This window comes from Oligoflexus tunisiensis (genome assembly GCF_001748245.1).
GTDB lineage: Bacteria > Bdellovibrionota_B > Oligoflexia > Oligoflexales > Oligoflexaceae > Oligoflexus > Oligoflexus tunisiensis.
Genome location: NZ_BDFO01000001.1, coordinates 3313776 through 3330652, shown reverse-complemented (window position 1 = coordinate 3330652; position 16877 = coordinate 3313776). Strand labels below are relative to the sequence as shown.

15 protein-coding genes are annotated in these 16877 nt (G+C 53.8%); 7 read left to right on the top strand and 8 right to left on the bottom strand.

The window, feature by feature from the left end:
* Positions 1-247 precede the first annotated feature (247 nt).
* The 5 genes from OLTU_RS13965 to OLTU_RS13945 all read left to right on the top strand — a co-directional run bounded on the left by OLTU_RS13965 (position 248) and on the right by OLTU_RS13945 (position 5346).
* On the top strand, positions 248-1084 hold the full coding sequence (locus OLTU_RS13965; RefSeq protein ID WP_141733380.1) for a hypothetical protein: 837 nt from the start codon (positions 248-250) through the stop codon (positions 1082-1084).
* Between the two features lie 103 nt (positions 1085-1187).
* Positions 1188-2219: a polysaccharide lyase gene (locus OLTU_RS13960; protein ID WP_141733379.1), complete on the top strand. Its 1032-nt coding sequence runs from the start codon at positions 1188-1190 to the stop codon at positions 2217-2219.
* A 238-nt stretch (positions 2220-2457) separates the two neighbouring features.
* Positions 2458-3690, top strand: a complete 1233-nt coding sequence (locus tag OLTU_RS13955; RefSeq protein ID WP_141733378.1) for a hydroxymethylglutaryl-CoA reductase, degradative — start codon at positions 2458-2460, stop codon at positions 3688-3690.
* A gap of 5 nt (positions 3691-3695) precedes the next feature.
* Positions 3696-4445 carry a prolipoprotein diacylglyceryl transferase family protein gene (locus tag OLTU_RS13950; protein ID WP_245676865.1) on the top strand — a complete coding sequence of 250 codons (750 nt, stop codon included), beginning with the start codon at positions 3696-3698 and terminating at the stop codon, positions 4443-4445.
* A gap of 4 nt (positions 4446-4449) precedes the next feature.
* Positions 4450-5346 carry a class I SAM-dependent methyltransferase gene (locus OLTU_RS13945; RefSeq protein ID WP_141733376.1) on the top strand — a complete coding sequence of 299 codons (897 nt, stop codon included), beginning with the start codon at positions 4450-4452 and terminating at the stop codon, positions 5344-5346.
* Between the two features lie 8 nt (positions 5347-5354).
* Here the strand turns inward: OLTU_RS13945 and OLTU_RS13940 are convergent, their stop codons facing one another.
* From OLTU_RS13940 to OLTU_RS13930, 3 genes are read right to left on the bottom strand one after another with little or no spacing between them, the layout of a single operon-like run.
* Positions 5355-6035 carry a hypothetical protein gene (locus OLTU_RS13940; protein WP_141733375.1) on the bottom strand — a complete coding sequence of 227 codons (681 nt, stop codon included), beginning with the start codon at positions 6033-6035 and terminating at the stop codon, positions 5355-5357.
* 14 nt (positions 6036-6049) lie between these two features.
* On the bottom strand, positions 6050-7882 hold the full coding sequence (locus tag OLTU_RS13935) for a hypothetical protein (protein ID WP_141733374.1): 1833 nt from the start codon (positions 7880-7882) through the stop codon (positions 6050-6052).
* A gap of 16 nt (positions 7883-7898) precedes the next feature.
* Positions 7899-9350, bottom strand: coding sequence for a DUF1501 domain-containing protein (locus tag OLTU_RS13930; RefSeq protein WP_141733373.1), 1452 nt, complete (start codon positions 9348-9350; stop codon positions 7899-7901).
* A gap of 214 nt (positions 9351-9564) precedes the next feature.
* Here OLTU_RS13930 and OLTU_RS13925 point away from each other — a divergent pair, with 214 nt between their 5' ends.
* On the top strand, positions 9565-11043 hold the full coding sequence (locus OLTU_RS13925; protein WP_141733372.1) for an amidohydrolase family protein: 1479 nt from the start codon (positions 9565-9567) through the stop codon (positions 11041-11043).
* 5 nt (positions 11044-11048) lie between these two features.
* Here the strand turns inward: OLTU_RS13925 and OLTU_RS13920 are convergent, their stop codons facing one another.
* The 4 genes from OLTU_RS13920 to OLTU_RS13905 form a co-directional block, all read right to left on the bottom strand.
* Positions 11049-11957: a HEAT repeat domain-containing protein gene (locus tag OLTU_RS13920; RefSeq protein WP_141733371.1), complete on the bottom strand. Its 909-nt coding sequence runs from the start codon at positions 11955-11957 to the stop codon at positions 11049-11051.
* Positions 11958-11980: 23 nt separating this feature from the next.
* Positions 11981-13645 (bottom strand): protein-arginine deiminase family protein, encoded by a 1665-nt coding sequence (locus OLTU_RS13915; protein ID WP_141733370.1) that lies wholly within the window; start codon positions 13643-13645, stop codon positions 11981-11983.
* Between the two features lie 150 nt (positions 13646-13795).
* On the bottom strand, positions 13796-14770 hold the full coding sequence (locus OLTU_RS13910; RefSeq protein WP_141733369.1) for an FAD-binding oxidoreductase: 975 nt from the start codon (positions 14768-14770) through the stop codon (positions 13796-13798).
* Positions 14771-14779: 9 nt separating this feature from the next.
* Positions 14780-15151: a group I truncated hemoglobin gene (locus OLTU_RS13905; RefSeq protein ID WP_141733368.1), complete on the bottom strand. Its 372-nt coding sequence runs from the start codon at positions 15149-15151 to the stop codon at positions 14780-14782.
* 96 nt (positions 15152-15247) lie between these two features.
* On the opposite strand from OLTU_RS13905, the gene OLTU_RS13900 reads away from it, so the two are divergent.
* Entirely contained in the window at positions 15248-15787 is a 540-nt protein-coding gene (locus OLTU_RS13900; RefSeq protein ID WP_141733367.1) for an RrF2 family transcriptional regulator, read from the top strand.
* On the opposite strand, the gene OLTU_RS13895 is transcribed toward OLTU_RS13900, so the two are convergent.
* Positions 15702-16679, bottom strand: coding sequence for a hypothetical protein (locus OLTU_RS13895; RefSeq protein WP_141733366.1), 978 nt, complete (start codon positions 16677-16679; stop codon positions 15702-15704). The two genes, OLTU_RS13900 and OLTU_RS13895, sit on opposite strands and share 86 nt — an antisense overlap.
* Between the last annotated feature and the right edge of the window lie 198 nt (positions 16680-16877).

Here is a 16877-nt window from a genome sequence, read left to right as displayed (position 1 = left end):
TGCATTTCCTATGCCCAGCGGATTTACGAGTTTTTTCGGGGGGCAGTCGAATCACGTTCTGGTCTCTGTTGCTGCCAGGTCTTCAGGAAACGGGCGCAAGGGCCTGGTTCTGCGGGTTAAATCGGGTATGTAGGGGGGCGCGACAGATTCTGAATGAAATATTTACACAATTCTTACCGTGAGGCTGCCCGGAGACTATAATGAGGGGAGCCATTCCATTTTGCGTTCTCCACGGAAGGATACGTTCATGAAGGCCATTCCAAGTGTTCTGCTCCTCACAGCCCTGTCCATCAGTTGCGCCGAGAAGAAAGATGAGTCGGAGTCCACTGTCATCAGCGCCACGCTTCCCGACGGGACTGAGGTTCAACTGGATCAAAGTCGCCTCTATGCGGAGAGTACCTGCGAGGTGGACAACGTTATCAACGGCACCTATCGAAAAACCTGGTATTCGATCAGCGACGATAAACTCACGATTTGGAGTCTGGTCTTTCTGAATGATGCCTGTGATGTGACCCAGGATTATGTGGTCTTTGAGTCACCCATCAGCTTGTCGTTGGCGGGTTTTGATGGCAGCACGGCCACGGTCGACGTCGATGACGATCAGACGCCCGACTTCGATATTCTGGTCTCCGACACGCAGCTTTCTGTTCAGCCTCGATTCGAAGACGCTGAGGATCAGACCTATGACAAGTCCGAAGCCGTCTTTTCGATCGACCGTATTTTTGATTTTTCCCTGGAAATGGAGCCGCCGACCGTAACAACCGACAACCTCGAGGTTAATTTTACTGTGGATTTGCTGACCGATGATTTTCTCGTTGCGGACGCGAGTTATCTGAAATCGGTCTATGCCAGTATCAGCTGCGTCCTGGCCAATGGCGTCACTGTGCGGCCCACACTTCCAGGTCAAACCAGGGAAAACAAATTGGATGGAGCAGGATCGTATACTGCTTCCGTTGCCCTGATCCTGAATCAGAAAGGCCTCGCTGCGAAATCCTGTGAGGTCTACCTGGACCGTATTTATGAAAAAACGGCCAACGGCTCCCTCGGGGTTGAAATCAAGTCCGCTCAGGTTACGATCGAATAGTAAAGAAAAATTGGGTTTAACCCTATCGCCCGAAACAGGCTAATGTTCCTCAGGCGCTGACTGCTGTTGTCTGAATCCTGTTGACGGAGTTTGGGGAGAGACCATGTTGCTCAAATCAAGAATGCTGTCTTATGGACTTTTTATTGTCCTTGGTGTGGGAGCCTGTCATGAGCCGGACGCGAAAAGCCCTGGAAACGGCAGAAGTTCTGAACCTATAGCCGACCAGGAGAGCGGAAATCTGCAGAATGATGGCGCACGCGAGGTCACCCTCGTTCCTGAAATGTCGCAGCCGGGACTCTACACGTTTGATAATTTCCCTGACGGCTGGAACATTGAGAAAATCGGCCGCTTGAAGGAAGGCATCGCCAATGAACGCGTATTACACGACCCGATGGGTGTACGGTCGGGAAAAGTCCTGGAGGTTCTTTATCCCAAAGGGACGGCCAGTCCCTCCTACTCCAAAAGCGTAGGTTTAAAGCCCGGTGGAACACAGTTTGTCGTCGATACCGGCCATCCCGCAGACGGCATCAAACTGAGCTATTGGTATCGCTTCGGCGAAGGATTTGATTGCGTCAAGGGTGGAAAACTTCCTGGAGTTGCCAGCACCGGCGAGCTGATTTCAGGGGGAGAAACCCCGACAGGGACCAATGGCTTCAGCGTGCGTCTGATGTGGCGCGAGAATTGTAAGGGTGAAGTTTACGCTTATTTTTCACAGGCGGGCAATGAGCATCTGGCGAACGACCCGCAGGCTCAACTTGAGAAAAATTCAACGACCGGCAAAGTCTATGGATGGTCTCTCGGTCGCGGTACCTTCTCATTTCCGCAAGGGCGCTGGGCCTTCGTCGAAATCGAAGTCAAAGCCAATCGTGTTGGTCAGAACGATGGCATGGTGCGCGTTGCCATTGATGCCCAGGAGGTCTACAAGCGTTCTGATTTCTCCATGCGGACCACCGACCAGCTCAAGTTGAGCCGTCTCTTTTTCTCGACATTCTTTGGCGGGAGCAGTCCAGGCTCCGCAACCAGAAAAGACGAGCGTGTGTATTTTGCGGATCTGCAGCTGACGGCCATGGAAGACCGGCCAGTTCCTGTCGGCGACTCTGAAATTGAGTGGACTTGTGTGGATTGCCGACCTTAACACTGACCTCTTGTAAAGTTTCGAATAGCTCCTGACCTTGCGAAAAGTCCCGGTCAGGATCCAACCCAATGATGTGACAAACAGAAAAACCCGAGGCTGCTCTGATCCGATAAGGTAGGACTTTCAGCGATCACGTTCACTCGTCCATACAGCCGCGCCACTGAATGCCAGGCAAATCTTTAGAGGCGGAAGATCGATCTTACCTTTGCGAAGCTTTCGAAAAGGACGGGAACCGAACATGACGAGTCCAAAGCCAGCCTTCCCTCTGGACAATGCCCCAGACCAGGACGACAAACTCTCCTCACGAATTCCAGGATTTCACAACCTTCCCATCGAGGAACGACGTGGGATCATTCTGCGCGCCATGCGCATGGAAACTGATGCAGGTCTGAACATTGGCGGATTTGGCGATCTGAGTGCCGAGCTTATCAATGTCTTCATTGAAAACGGGGTCGGCACGTATTCCCTGCCTTTGGGCATCGCCACCAATTTCACGATAAACGGAGAGGATGTGCTCATCCCGATGGCGGTCGAGGAAACGAGCGTCGTCGCGGCGGCCAGTCATGGCGCAAAGATGATCCGGGCTGGCGGCGGATTTCGGACCTCCAGCACAGACCCGATCGGCACGGGCCAGATTCAGTTATACCCTGATCCTGGCGTTGACTTTCACTCCCTGCTTGAGCGGGAGCGCGGCGAACTTCTCGCTTGGGCCAATCAAGGTCAGGATCGCCTCCTTGCACGAGGTGGCGGCGCTCGGAATCTCTCATGGCGCTTCATCGAGCCCTTGCAGTCACTCGTTATCCACATCGATGTGGACACTCGCGATGCCATGGGTGCCAACCTTATCAACACAGTATGTGAGCGGCTCGCCCGGAATATTCAGCAGCTGATACCCTGCCGCATGGGGCTGCGTATCCTCACAAATCTATGCGATAAAAGGATCGCCAAGGCGCACTGCAAGGTTCCAAAGGACAGCCTGGGCTATGGCGACTACAGCGGCCCCGATGTGGTCGAGCGTATTGAGAAGGCTTATCTCTTCGCAGCACACGATATCTACCGCGCAGCCACGCATAATAAGGGTGTGATGAATGGCATCGATCCCGTGGTCATCGCCACTGGCAATGACTGGAGAGCGGCTGAGGCCGGCGCGCATGCTTACGCCTGCCGCAATGGTATTTATCAGCCCATGACGCGCTGGTGGAAAAATGAAGAGGGCGACCTCGAAGGAGAAATCGAACTCCCCATGGCGCTGGGAACTGTCGGTGGTGTCACGACACTCCATCCAGGGTCCAAAGCAGCTCTGCGTCTCCTCGGCAATCCTTGCGCCCAACGTCTCGCCGAGATTGTGGTTGCGGTTGGCCTCGGGCAAAACCTCTCCGCACTTCGCGCGCTCACCTGCGAAGGGATACAAAGCGGACATATGAGATTGCACCAGGGAAATCTGGAATTATCAGCGGGACAAAAACCTTGAAAACCATGCAAAATCAACTGTCAGCGCTGGTTCGAAAGGCTCACACGCTTACCGTTTTTGGACGGCCGTATCATCCTTATTTTCTGGCGAGTGACATGGCCACGTGCGCCATGATTATATTTATTGCCGTTCAGGATCGCATCGCCATCACGTTCCCAACCACGCTGGCTGCCATTCTCGTCGCTATCGCAAGCCATAGAATTTACTTACGTTTCAAAGCTCGTATAACGGGGAGTGCGTCCCGCTCGCTTCTGCAGGATACCGTTCTGGTAGTGCTCCCATCCTATGTGATGGCCCATCTGCTCCTCGGCAACAGTGTGAGCGATGCGCTGGATGTCGCTGCTTTCTTCTTTCCTTTGTACTTTGGGATCGTAAGGATCGGCTGCTTCTTGGGAGGATGCTGTTACGGGGTACCGAACGCACGCTTCGGATTTATATACCCTCCCGTGGTTTTCGACCGGAAGGAATGTGGTTGCAGGAAGTTCTCCAGTGGTGAACGCACAGATGCTCCAGTCATCCCTATTCAATTGATTGAGTCGGCCTTTCACCTTTCGGTCTTTGCCTACCTCTATTTTGTGGCGACGCCGGAACGGGGCAAGTTCCTGCCTTTGTACTTCATCCTTTACGGCTCTTTTCGATTCATCATAGATTTCTGGCGTCGGTCTTCCGCAAGACCCAGGCGAGGCCCATTCTCCGAGGCTCAGCTTGTGGCCCTGGTTATAGGCATATTAAGCGCTTTTAGCATGGCGGTGTGAAGACATGAAAGAACAAAAATCAAGTGATACGGCAGAATCAGCGGCGGCGACGCGCGCACTTGAAACCTTGCGTGCGCCCGACCAAAGACTCATCGAGGACCCCTACGCTTTCCTCTTCCTGGGAGTCCTGAATAAGTGTCTGATTACCTTGGGTCGCTCACAGCACATTCGTTCGTGGACGACCTCGTTCTATGAGCGAAAATTCCCAGGGGTCATGGGAGAATTCGTTTTTAGAACAGCTGCCATCGACAGGATCCTTCTGCAGGCCGCCCAGAAGGGCGGGATTCAGGTGGTGCTTTGTGGTGCAGGATATGACAGCCGATCGTTGCGTTTTCCCAAAGACCTGCCTATCCGCTGGTTCGAACTCGATCATCCCGCAACGCAAGCGAAAAAACAGATTACTCTTCAGAAGGCAGGGCTCCAAAGCCCTAGTACGATGATACCATTGGACTTTGAAAGCGACTTTCTTCAGCAGAATGATCTTTTACTCCGGCATGGCTTGGATCAGTCCGTCCCTACGTTTTTCCTCATGGAGGGAGTCAGTTATTATCTGCAAGAGGAATCATTCGCAAGGTTTCTCACATGGATTGCATCTCAGCTCATCGACCATATGGAAGTCATTTTCAATTTCCTTGACAAAGGTTTCCTCGAAAATCCTGCGAGCTTTCCAGGCGGTAAGCGCATAGACGCACATGTGAAAAAGGTTGGGGAGCCCTTTCTGTTTGGATTGGCGCCAAAGGAGATCGATAAATGGCTCGGCGACGTTGGCTTTAAACTTATCAAAAAGCAGACTGTTGCCGATTATGCGGCCCCACTCATGAAGAACAAGCAAAAGGTCTATGTATATTCAAGTATGTTCCTTCTTGCCCGCGCGATCAATAAGCAAGGCAGTGAGTCCTAAAGAACGGGCTATTCCTGCAAAAGAAAAAACGGATTCATCAGCATGGTCTCAAACAGGGCCGAGACACGCTCCTGGCTGGAAGCAAAGTCATCCGCACCCTCAAGGAAAAACTTCAGCCAAGCCTCCTGTTCTGCGCGGGGTGCATCGTAACTCATAACCTGCAGCCAAAGCTCCGACAGCTTGGACTTCATGATCTCATCAGGCTGCTTCCATTCGCACAGATCCGGTATCAAACCTATGAGCTTTGCTTGCAACGTATAGGTTACGTCCCCGTCGTTGCCTTTGACAACGACCTGCTTCCCGTTGGCCGGCAGCTGGAGGCAGATGCGACCGATGGCCTTGGAAAAAACTGCGATCTGGTTATACCAGAGCATGGCGTTGAAAGGATTCGGCCCGCCGCCCCGAAACGCGCTGACGTCGCTGCTGTTATCAAAGTAGCCGAGCAGCGTGCGCACCTCATAGATACCCGGACCCCCCATCTCCTCGATACGGAATTGCGGTTTACCGTTCGCCGCCGCTGCCAGAAATCGGTTCTCAATCAAACGATTGATCGCCTCATAGCCTTCAAACTCCCCTGTGCGTCGACTCCAGCGTTCGGATTCAGCCGAATGCAGACGCTGGCCTTCGTCCTGGCGCGTTCCACATCCAAACAGCAGGCAGACCGTGAAAGTGGACAACCATCTTTTCATGTCGATTCCTTAACTCATTGTTCCAGAATTTGGCTCAGCCATTCATAAAGTTTCTGGCGCTCGGTGGGAACCATGATGCGACCCGGCGGCATCTTGGGCCCCAATGTTGTGCCGGTGATCCGCTTGCGCAAAATCTCCAGACTGGCTTTACGGTCGAGTTGCACACCATTTTTCTTGTGAGGAAAACTGAAGACGCCTGACCCGATATCGACCCATTGCGAAAGGTCCAGACCGCCCGAGGAAAATCCTGAATTGTGGCAGCTTTTGCAGTTACCCTGCACGATGGAAGCCACAACGCAGGGAGGCCGATTGGCTGGAGTGTTGGCCGGCACGTCATAGCAGGTTCCTGGCACGGGATCGAAGGTCGCGAACGATTGACTTAAAACCAGACGCTTCACGAGATTCTTGAAACCGACGCCGCTGTTCGAGGCACGCATATAATCGTCCGTCAGCTCATTCAGCCAGGCTCCATCATACGCAAGGGCTGGCCCGACGAAGTGCTCCGCCATGCGGCGAACAAAGCACTGCTGCACATCCTTGGCCGTTTTCGCGAATTCGAAAAAGTCACTCAGCCGATCCCCCTTCCAGCCGGGATGGGGAACGCCGGGCTCCACATAGTAGCCGACGACCCACTCATCGCTTTCATTCTTCCAGGAACGGTAATACGACTGGAGGCGTTCGCCTTCCAGTTCAATGAAGTCGTCAAACATGAAGGGTTCGATTCCCTCAAAATCAGTGCCCTGCATCCCGTAATTGCGAAACAGGCCCGCGAGGGGATCCATTTTGTAATGACAGGAGAGACAGGCGGGATCACTGGCGTGGCGGCCGCTGGAATGCTGCGAAGGCTCCACGGCTATGGGACCGAGTTCATCGCAAAAGTAGGTGCGCAGCATGTAGGCGGATCGTTTGCGATTGAAGTTGGTGGACGTATTGCGCAACTTTTCCCAGAATCCTTCCCGCGTGAAAGCCTGGGTCAAGGGAGGCAGTGTGGACGGCGTCGTGAAGACGATCAGGTCCTTCACGCTTTCTACCGTCCCGCCCAGGGGAATCTGATCAAAAAATGACTGCCAGGCGCCCCGGATCGCGACCAGCGGCGCATGAAGGTCGACGGTGGTGGTATCACTCCGGCTGCAAAGAGTTGGACGCATGGAGTATCCCCAGGGATCCTCGACCAGAAGGGCGAGCCATTCACTGCGAATCAATTCCTCAAGACGTGGATCGAAACCCGCGTAGGTAAATCCCAATTGATCGCTGAAGATCTGATAAAGGTCATAGAGCTGTTCGCAGGTTTTCAGCTTGTCCCCCTGAGCCAGGGTCTCCAGGGCGCTATCGACAGTGCGGAGCATGACCTCCAGAATTTTGGCTCGCTGTTCATGCTCCGGAAGAGGACCAAAAATGGACTGCGGCGCTGTCATGGCCGCAAGAACCAGGGACGGATGCGCCACGAACATTTCCAACTCGCGATTGTCCAAAACGCTGCGAGCTGAAGCCAGGGCCTGCGGCACAGCAAACGCGATAGGATGGTAACGGTATCCCGCGGCTTCGGGATCGACCGACTTGATCGTATCAACACTTCGTCCAAAAAAGTGCAGGAAAGCCGCGAGGCTCGCGTCGCCAAACGTAGGCTTGTTCATGAACGTATCGACGATCTGTTCCCGCTCCATCTGCAGGAGCTGGTCCAGCTGATCGCCTTCACCGAGGCCGCCCTCCTGCCCCAAAGCCTTGGCCACCTTATGAATCCAGCGGCTCTTTTCCCAGGGGTCTTCCACCGTCTGACTCCAGGCCGGCAGGCTGAACAGGAGCGCGGAGCTTGCCATGAACCGGATCAGGAGCGCTCGGTAACTCATGCATCCATCCTTTGCATCAAGCATTCTTGAGAAGTTTGGTCAACACAGGGGCCGTCCGGGCACTGCCAGGGCCGGCCCGGAAATAGGACTCTTCCTTCACACCCGACAGATAAAAGAGGGTGTTCACGACCGAGGGAAAGGTCAGATAATCCTCGAGAACAAAAGTTTCAGGAAGACCAGGCCTTGGCAGGAGGCGATCGAAATCGAGCGGCCGCCCCATGATGCTCATCAGCGCAGGATCCTGATTCAAATGCGCCTTGGACACATTGGCGAAATTACCATCGGCACCCAGCTCCTGCAGATCGCTGCCGCCAACGATGAGGCCGCCCTGGATCCGTTTCCCAGCCAAGAGCACCGTGTTTGTCAGAGGATTATGATCGGTGCCGGTGGCGTCGATTTTCTGCCCCTGCTGGCGCATGGTCCGGGAAAACTCGGAGCTGATCATCACCGTGGTGACATCCAAAAGGCTTCGGCCGCTCGTTGCATCGAGCGGTGTTTTCGTGAGCCAGTCGAAAATCAAAGCCAATTCGTCAACGATCACCTGATATTTGCTCAACTGATCCTGAGCGCTCCCCCCATCATGGGTGTCGATATCAGGATCATGATCCACCATGATCGTCATGCAGTTGGTGACGCCCCGCGTGAAATACTGGAACGCGACACCCAGAGAAGCCTCCAGACCTGACAAATCCGGATCGTCCTTGACCGACTTCAAGGCTTCGGCAAGTTGCGGAGCCCTCTGCAATCCGCCCAGGAGTTTACTGGATCCCTGGGAAAAAAGCCCGCTCCCTGAGCCATTGGCCGCGAGGCGCTGCTGGATAAAGGCCGATGTTCGGCTGGACAGATCGAGGGCAGGGCCCTGCCTCAGGTCCTGAGCCAGAGCCAGACCCGCACCGGCACTGAGAACGACACTGCCCGAAAAATTCTGCGGAGGCTCATTCGCATCGCCTTCAAACCCACCGATATGAACAGAATCCAGAGGCGCGCCGCGGGTATGCCCCACGATCGGTACGAAAGACGAACCGTTTCCGCTCTGACCGTTGAACAGAAAATACATGTTCTGTCCGTGCCCAACGAGTCCATTGGCCAGCATGATGACGCCGTTGAGTATGGAAAAATGCTGACGCCAGGGTTCAAGCTTCTGAACCAGAGGCGTGACCAGCGTTGTGCCGCCGTTGGTTCCCGTCCAACGCGAAGGAGTGGGATCGTTCAGGACCGGAATGCCACTCGCTGCATTCTTGTAGAGATAGTTTTGAATCTTTCCGGCGTCGGTCATTTGCAACGGTCTTGCATCAAACAGGTAGCTGGCATCCACACCACCTGAGATGATGAAGTTAAGAAAAAAGTGAGGTTCATTTTCCCTTCTACCCTGGGCGAGCAAAGGCATGGGAGAATACGACAGCAAAGGCAATGCACCAGCCAGAAGGCGGCAAAAACCCCTTCGACTGCAATCATGCTTCGAAAGCATGTGACTCCTCTCGATAAAATCGTACTACGAGCTTAACCAGTATGAATGATCATGACAAGATTTTCATAGATGATAGGAATGAAGAGAGTTAGCCGAGTTGAATGCTCACTTTATAAGCAAGAGTCGGAAACAGCGTGCCCTGGTAACCTCCCCAGTTTCACTCTGAATTTGATTTCGTTATGACTAGGGGATCTGTCACTTCAAGGAGGTTACCATGTCCTGCTGGATAGACGACGGCATCAGAAAATCTCTCACGCTCGCAGCCTTTGATAAAGATCCCCTCCCCATTCCTACTCAGATTATTTCCAATGGTGAATTCAATCCCCTGCCGCGAACCGAGGATCAGAAAAGAGTCGCCGCGCTGATTCGCGAAAAGGCCGACAGCCATTCCCGAAAAATGGGCTTGGATCGCCGGAGCTTTTTGCGTTCCAGCTCGGGCATGGCCCTGGCTTTTGTCGTGATGAATTCCGTTTACGGCGAGCTGTTTCGCACCGATATCGCGGAAGCGCATGACCTGGATCAGGCGGAGGCAAGGCGTCTGCGTTTGAAAGATCAATTCATCTTTGATGTTCAGCTGCATTTTGTGAGCGATGATTATGATGAACCTGGCATTTTGCAGCTTCGGCAGTATGCAGCCCAGTTTTTGAATCCCGCCATCAAAGGCGAGAAGACCACCTTTGAGATGCTGCGCTTCGAGAATTTTCTGAAGGAAATTTATCTCGACAGCGATACCAAAATCGGACTGCTGAGCAGTGCCCCCTCTGATAACAAGGACAACTGGTTCATCTCGAACGACGAGCTGGCTCGCGCGCGGAGTATTGTGAATGCCACCGCCGGATCCAAACGTCTCTATGGGCACTTTATTATCACACCAGGACAGCCGGGCTGGCTGGACGAGATCGATCGGGCGATCGCCGAAATTCATCCCGACAGCTGGAAGGGCTATACCATCGGGGATCCGTTCCGTGATTCAGCCTTTCCCTGGCGTCTGGATGATGAGGCTCTGATGTATCCCGCCTATGAAAAGATGGTGAAGGCCGGCATTCGGAACATCTGTATTCATAAGGGCCTCCTGCCGCTCGACTATCAGCAAGCCTTTCCCAAAACCTGGCCCTTCGCCCGGGTGGACGATGTGGGGCCGGCCGCTCGCGATTGGCCGCAGCTCAATTTCATTATTTATCATTCCGGCTTGAAACCCATGAGTCAGCTGCCGGAATTTCATCTGCAGGAGTTCGAACGAACCGGCAGGATCGATTGGGTCACGGACCTGGCCGAAATACCCCAGAAATACGGTGTATCCAACGTCTATGGTGAGCTGGGAACCGCGTTTGCCACCTCGGCGGTCACGCACCCCCGGCACGCGGCTGGGCTCGTGGGAACGCTGATCAAGGGCATGGGAGCGGATCATGTGCTGTGGGGCACGGATTCGGTCTGGTATGGGTCACCGCAGTGGCAGATTGAAGCCTTCCGCCGCATCGAGATGCCACAGGACCTTCATGAAAAATTTGGGTTTCCCATGCTGGGATCGGAAACCGGTCCGATCAAACAGCAGATCCTTGGGGGCAACGCGGCCCGGCTTTATGGAATCCAGGGGGATTCGCCGGCCCAGGATGAACTCGCGCGGGCCAAGGCCGCTTACGAACGCGCCGGGCGGCAGCCGAGTCTTTTGTCTTATGGTTATGTCACCCCTTGAAGCCTTTACTTCAGAGGAGGAGGTCCTCTGAAACCGGCCTCATGGCGCAAGCGGATGGCCGCTGAGGAAACCTTATGATCGGCATCTTTTTCCAGATTGGGAACTCGCCCCAGGACGTCAGGAGCCAGCTGTCCGATGGCATAAAGACTTTCCAGACGAACGGAAGGGTTCGATGAACTGAGCAGGGCCTCCAGGGTGCCACTGGCTTCCGAAAGCTTCAGGATCCGGGCCGACTGGATCGCAGCAATCTGCACAGTGGAGTCCTGATCCTTAAGGTTCGTCATCAAGAGATTGGAAAGCTGGGGGTTCTTTTCCAGTTTCCCTATGGTTCGGGCCGCCGCGGCTCGGACCAGGGGGGACGGGTCTTTGAATCCCAGCTGGAGCCCTTGCAATGTCGCCTGTTCATCGGCATGACGCAGGACGGAAACCATCCGGGCGCGGACCGCAGCCGCGGGCTCTTTCGCCATAAGGTCCAGCATGGCATCGGCATATTCCCCTGAGCTTTGTGAAATCGCCGCCACCAGAGCCTCACGGACCTCAGGTTTGGCATTATCGTTCATCAGCCTATAAAGGAGGACAGATGCCGCCCGGGGATGGGCCAGCCTTGCATCAATAAATTTCAGGGAACGACTGCGCGTGATCCTTGGCCGCAGTTCCATGAGGGCCTGGTAGTCCTTGTTGTTCTCTTTTTTGAAGGCCTCCATGTCCGCCATGATCCGGGTTTGCCAAGGGGTCTTGCCAGCCGACGGATCGTCAGGGGCCGGTGGAGTCGCTTGACCGGCATAACCTCCACGCGCATAAAATTTATGATCCTGCGGCTCGCCAGTCTGGTTGGCCTTCAAAACCTTTTGGCACAATATGACGAAGAGTATTCCTAATGCACCAGGTACGAGGACGCGCTGTATATGAGACATGGGATTCTCCAAAAATTCTGCTTTTATTCGCTCGTTTTTGTTAACAGGTTTTCCGTTTTCCACCAATCCGCGATGGGCTTACGCTGCGTATTGGATCCACAGTGCAGTTCCCCTTCAGCCAGGTGGTAAGTTTCCCAGTCATCCACAAAGTGAACAACGACGTCCTTGGGCATGGAATCGGCGAATTTCTTGATAAAGGGATCTCCGGCCTGATTCGTGGTTGAGGCGCGGATGAAAGGATCCGGAACAAAAAGGTTCGGGACGTTGTTGCTGTCATTCGCAATCAGAAAATTGACCATACCCGGAACGAGGGCCACATACGTTCCATCATTACACGAATCATTTTCAAACAGGGACGGCACTTTTATGATGTCTGTGTCGTCCAGACCCAGCTCTTTCTTAAAGGTTTCCGTCAGGCCATCCAGTATGGTGGCCTGCAGATTCTCATTCAGAGTTCGGAGGGCATTGTCAGCCAAAATAGCTCCAACAGTGGCATAGCGATAGCGTTGCGTATACTTCGGCAAGGCCGTCGTAGCCGGGACGCTTTCCAGAAGTTTATAGGCCTCCGTGACATCAGCGAGCAGGAGCTTAAAACCTTTGGGGGACGATGAGTATGGAACAAAACTTGAAATTTCATCGACGTGCCCGACACACAGCCAGGCCGTGTCGATGGCAAAAGGCTTCTGGATCGTTTGGGAAGCCAGGAAATCAGCCAGGATAGGATTCAAACCTTCCCCTCGTTTTCCATTGGATCCGTAGTATATTCGTCCAAACGGATAGTTGACGCCATCCACTTTAATGGGTGGACTCGTCTCAAGGTTTCCAAATGAATCAAAAGTCGTCGCCTGGCTGGGGTTCCCCCAGGCTTTAATAACTCCCTCCGGTTTGGAGATATTCGAGGCCAGAGGCTTCAAACCACGATCCCGGATGGAGTCGATGATGATATCCTGACGTTTTCCCTTTTCATCCACACTGGTGGCGAATTCAATTTCATCCTGAACCCAAACGTCCTGGTCATAGGTCGTACTGGAAAGAGCTGTGAACTGGTCACCCAGGACCTCTTTCAGTTTGGTGATAAAGGCCTCATTGCCAGGTATTTCCAGGGCAAAAACCCGTTCCGAAGGCTGGAGATGATGGTTCATAATGAGCGGCGCCGCTTGCAGAAGGATTTGACCCGTTCCGAGGACTTTATCGTCCTTGTCAAGCTGTTCGACAATGATTTTGCCGGCGGCATTGAAGCCACCGAAGTCAAATTTCAGCGCGATTGACGCCGTATCTTCGATCACGTAGCTCGGATCGCCACCTTTCCCGAGCACCAATTCATCATCGTGCCATACGCGAATGAGATTGCCTCCGTCGGGCAGTTTCAAACGGATTTTGCCGTCCTCCCCAATCAGCTGCCGCTGTTCTTCCGGCATTTCCCATTCCAAAAGATCGTTTTCCTTGCTGGAAAGAGGCGCGGAAAAATCTTCCGACAGGCCATTGTCACGATCAAGATTGGCGAGACCGATGAGTTTGACCGAGAAATCGATGTATTGCGGTGGAGGAGGCGTGGGTGGAACCGGATCCTGATCTGAATTCTGATCCGCGGTCTGTTCGGGATTGTTCTGCAGCTTCTTTTTGGAGTCGCATGCCGTGAGCACTGCCAATAGGCATATCAACAGAATTGGAATAGGTGGTGTGGCCATTTTATGTTCCTTTTTCACCTTCTTAAGGGAAGATAATTGGCCACAATGCAAAGCTTAAACCAATTCTTACATTTGGTAAGGTTCAGTGTTTATTATTAAAAAACATGCCTCAGGTCAAAGTGGGGTGTACGGGAAGATCACAGTGTCGAGCTACGATCCAGTTCCCACAAAAGGATCCGCATGCAGGCGATTCATGCTGACACCAGCGAGGAAGATGTGTTTTTTCAGAATGCGCACAAGCCCGGGATCACCACAGAGGTAAACGCGCTTATGCTTTGGATCCGCCAGCTCCGCCATCACTATGTCTTTCAATTCACCAACCCTGACCGGGGACGTAGCCGGACCATTGCGGACGCAGCGCACATAGTTCACATTCGGGTACGATTTGATCAGTGTGCTCAGCTCATCGACCAGATAGAGCCGTTCCTCAGAAAGGGCTCCATGATAGATCGAGATCGGGCCCGTATGCCCCTGTAAACAGGCATCGAGTGCGATCGCATACAGAGGAGCGATGCCGGTGCCTGTTCCCACGAGTATCAGAGGCTCATCGGGCTGGCCGGGATAGTAGGTGCAATCCCCCTTCGGCCCTTCCAGCCAGAGTTCATCTCCGGGCTGAGCCTGGGTATGAAACCAGCTGCTCAGCTGCCCCTGGGGCACGAGACGCACATGGATCTCGATCGTATCATCCTGAGTCGCCTGAGATGCAATGGAATAGCTCCTGGCCACTCCATCATAACGTTTCAAAGTCACAAACTGCCCCGGAATAAATTCCAGCGCGGCAGGCCTCGACAATTGAACCAAAACCACATCAGGGCCGATCGGTCTGATCTCCTGGATGTGGACCGGCCCTTGAAAAGGCGCAGAGTGAGCGGGTTCACAGCTTATGTTTTGATCGGGTCGACAAATGCAGGAAAGAAAGTGCCCGGTCTTCTTCAGCGATTCTTTCAGTCCCGCCTGCGCGGCTGCCGGCACCACGCCTTCGGTCGCGCGCATCAGACAGGACTGGCAGGCTCCCGCCCGACAGGATGAGGAAACCGGAACACCCGAACGTTCCAGTGCCTCCAGTACCGTATCGCCACGAGAAAAGGGTGCGGCACGTCCCTGATACTTTATCTTAAGGTCCATGAACCCCTCTCAGTTGGGTCGATTGAGAACGTCGCCGCGGACGCTGTTGGCAATGCTGGCAATTTGGGCAATGTCGTCGGCATTCACGCCGTGCTCGGCGAGGGACGCGCCCAGCAGTTCAACCACGGCATCCACATGGCTGTCGTTGAGCCCACGCGCCACCAGTTGGCGGTGACCGTCACGCATATCCTTGCCGGAATAGGAGACCGGGCCCCCAAAGACCATGGTCAAAAATGCTTTTTGCTTGGCGATCTGACCGTCCATGTCCACATCATCAAAATAATCCATGACGCGCTCATCGGTCAAAACTTTGCGATAGAAGGTCTCAACAACGGCATCCACTGCATTTTGTCCACCCAGCTTTTCATACAAAGAAACCATAGAAGTGCAGGCTCCACTTTAGGATTGAAATAAGATGTATTTCTAATATATCTTCATATCTCCTGCTGGCAACCAATATTTTTTTGGAGCACGCACATGCAGCTTTCATTGCACGCGGATTATGCCTGTCGCGTTCTGATTCATCTCGCAGTCGGTCAGGAGACACGCTCTTCGATCGAAGAAATTGCCAGAGCCTTCGCCATTTCCCAGAATCATCTGGTGAAAGTCGTTCATCGCCTGGGGCAGCTCGGTTTTATTGAAACGACGCGCGGACGCAATGGGGGCATTCGTCTGGCCATGCCGCCTGAAAAAATTTCCATGGGCGCCGTCATCCGCCGGATGGAACCGCACTTTGAAGTTGTGGAATGTTTGAATTCCTCAACCAACACCTGCCCGATCGTAGGCCTCTGTGGCCTGCAGCCCGCTTTGCAGCGGGCCCGTGATGCTTTTCTGCAGGTCCTGGATGATGTGACGTTGGCTGATGTCACGCGCAAGAAAAAGGATTTGGCAAGGGCTTTGGGGCTTCAAATCCGGGAGGGAACAGAAGGAGTCACCACTTCTTCCGCGCCCGCGGATGCGCGAAGTGCAGCCGATGATCACAGCTTTCCGACACCACCGTGTCCTCCACATCTATAAATCCTATCGTCTGCCAGGCCTTGTCCCCGAACCGGCTGCCTTCGCTGGCCACGGAAATTCTGAAGCGCAGGCCGTCCGGATAATTCGCAAGAGTCAGCTCATCCCGAAAATCGCTTTCATCAATCCGCGGCATGCCCTCAGCGGCATCGATCTTCAACCAGATGGGGGTGACGGCCGCCTCGCCCGGCTTGAGACCAAGCTCACTGATGGGATAGAGTTCACGAATCAAAGCGGTCTGCAGATTGCTGCCTTCCGCCAGAGGGAAGTCACGCGCAACGACCAGGCCTTCAAGACCTTTCATGAACGCCGTGAAGGTCGGCGAAATGCGAATGATGTCGTTGGTGTTGACGGAATCGAGATAGTGTTTCTTGCGGGTGCCACCCAAATCTTCGATGGTGAAGAAATTGGCTGTTTTCACCAGCTCATCATGAAAGGCATCGGCCGTAGGAAAAATCTTGCCGGCAAAACCGAAAGCCCGATTGCCCTCTGCCTTGGTGTTGGTCAAAGCCGTCGAGGCCCGCGCGATGATCAGAGCCTGCGTGCCCTGACGGAAGGCGCCGGTGTAGGGATTGGGCTCGGTGATGTTCCAGGTCCCTTTCAGGCAGATGCCGTTCGGATGCACCAGTTTTTCGAAATAAGGCAGAAGGTCACTTTGGTTTGAGAGCGTCCGTTTGGAATTTTCGAGGAGCATATCCTTCAAACCGACAAAGAATTTGCTAACTTTCACCTCGTTCTGGGGCAGCACGGCATAAGGGTCCGCACTCACCTGCTCCCAGACGTCGTGGAAGCGTGATCCTTCATAGGGTGTTTCGGCCCCGGCGACCTGGGACATCCAGGCGGCACCCGTCAGGCCAAGGGTCGCCAGCATGCGACCTGCTTTCATGTATGTCATGTTCCAATCCTCCTTGTGTGTGTTGCGCATCGTACCTGTTCCCTTATAAAAGCAGGCTCATCCGCTGTCAGCTTAAAATTGCGCGCTATTGAATTTCTTCCAACTGATATGCACGTCGATCAGCCTACCCAGGCCCGGTGACAGTTGAAAAAAGTGTTCCACTTCTGTATGTTTGCTGAATTTTCCACGCGGAGGGCT

Excerpts from the sequence above, each read along its gene's own strand:
- OLTU_RS13905 (WP_141733368.1), bottom strand. The coding sequence starts at position 15,151 with ATGGTTTCTTTGTATGAAAAGCTGGGTGGACAAAATGCAGTGGATGCC.
- OLTU_RS13895 (WP_141733366.1), bottom strand. The coding sequence starts at position 16,679 with ATGACATACATGAAAGCAGGTCGCATGCTGGCGACCCTTGGCCTGACG.
- OLTU_RS13955 (WP_141733378.1), top strand. The coding sequence starts at position 2,458 with ATGACGAGTCCAAAGCCAGCCTTCCCTCTGGACAATGCCCCAGACCAG.
- OLTU_RS13915 (WP_141733370.1), bottom strand. The coding sequence starts at position 13,645 with ATGGCCACACCACCTATTCCAATTCTGTTGATATGCCTATTGGCAGTG.
- OLTU_RS13950 (WP_245676865.1), top strand. The coding sequence starts at position 3,696 with ATGCAAAATCAACTGTCAGCGCTGGTTCGAAAGGCTCACACGCTTACC.
- OLTU_RS13925 (WP_141733372.1), top strand. The coding sequence starts at position 9,565 with ATGTCCTGCTGGATAGACGACGGCATCAGAAAATCTCTCACGCTCGCA.
- OLTU_RS13920 (WP_141733371.1), bottom strand. The coding sequence starts at position 11,957 with ATGTCTCATATACAGCGCGTCCTCGTACCTGGTGCATTAGGAATACTC.
- OLTU_RS13945 (WP_141733376.1), top strand. The coding sequence starts at position 4,450 with ATGAAAGAACAAAAATCAAGTGATACGGCAGAATCAGCGGCGGCGACG.
- OLTU_RS13900 (WP_141733367.1), top strand. The coding sequence starts at position 15,248 with ATGCAGCTTTCATTGCACGCGGATTATGCCTGTCGCGTTCTGATTCAT.
- OLTU_RS13935 (WP_141733374.1), bottom strand. The coding sequence starts at position 7,882 with ATGAGTTACCGAGCGCTCCTGATCCGGTTCATGGCAAGCTCCGCGCTC.
- OLTU_RS13930 (WP_141733373.1), bottom strand. The coding sequence starts at position 9,350 with ATGCTTTCGAAGCATGATTGCAGTCGAAGGGGTTTTTGCCGCCTTCTG.
- OLTU_RS13910 (WP_141733369.1), bottom strand. The coding sequence starts at position 14,770 with ATGGACCTTAAGATAAAGTATCAGGGACGTGCCGCACCCTTTTCTCGT.
- OLTU_RS13940 (WP_141733375.1), bottom strand. The coding sequence starts at position 6,035 with ATGAAAAGATGGTTGTCCACTTTCACGGTCTGCCTGCTGTTTGGATGT.
- OLTU_RS13960 (WP_141733379.1), top strand. The coding sequence starts at position 1,188 with ATGTTGCTCAAATCAAGAATGCTGTCTTATGGACTTTTTATTGTCCTT.
- OLTU_RS13965 (WP_141733380.1), top strand. The coding sequence starts at position 248 with ATGAAGGCCATTCCAAGTGTTCTGCTCCTCACAGCCCTGTCCATCAGT.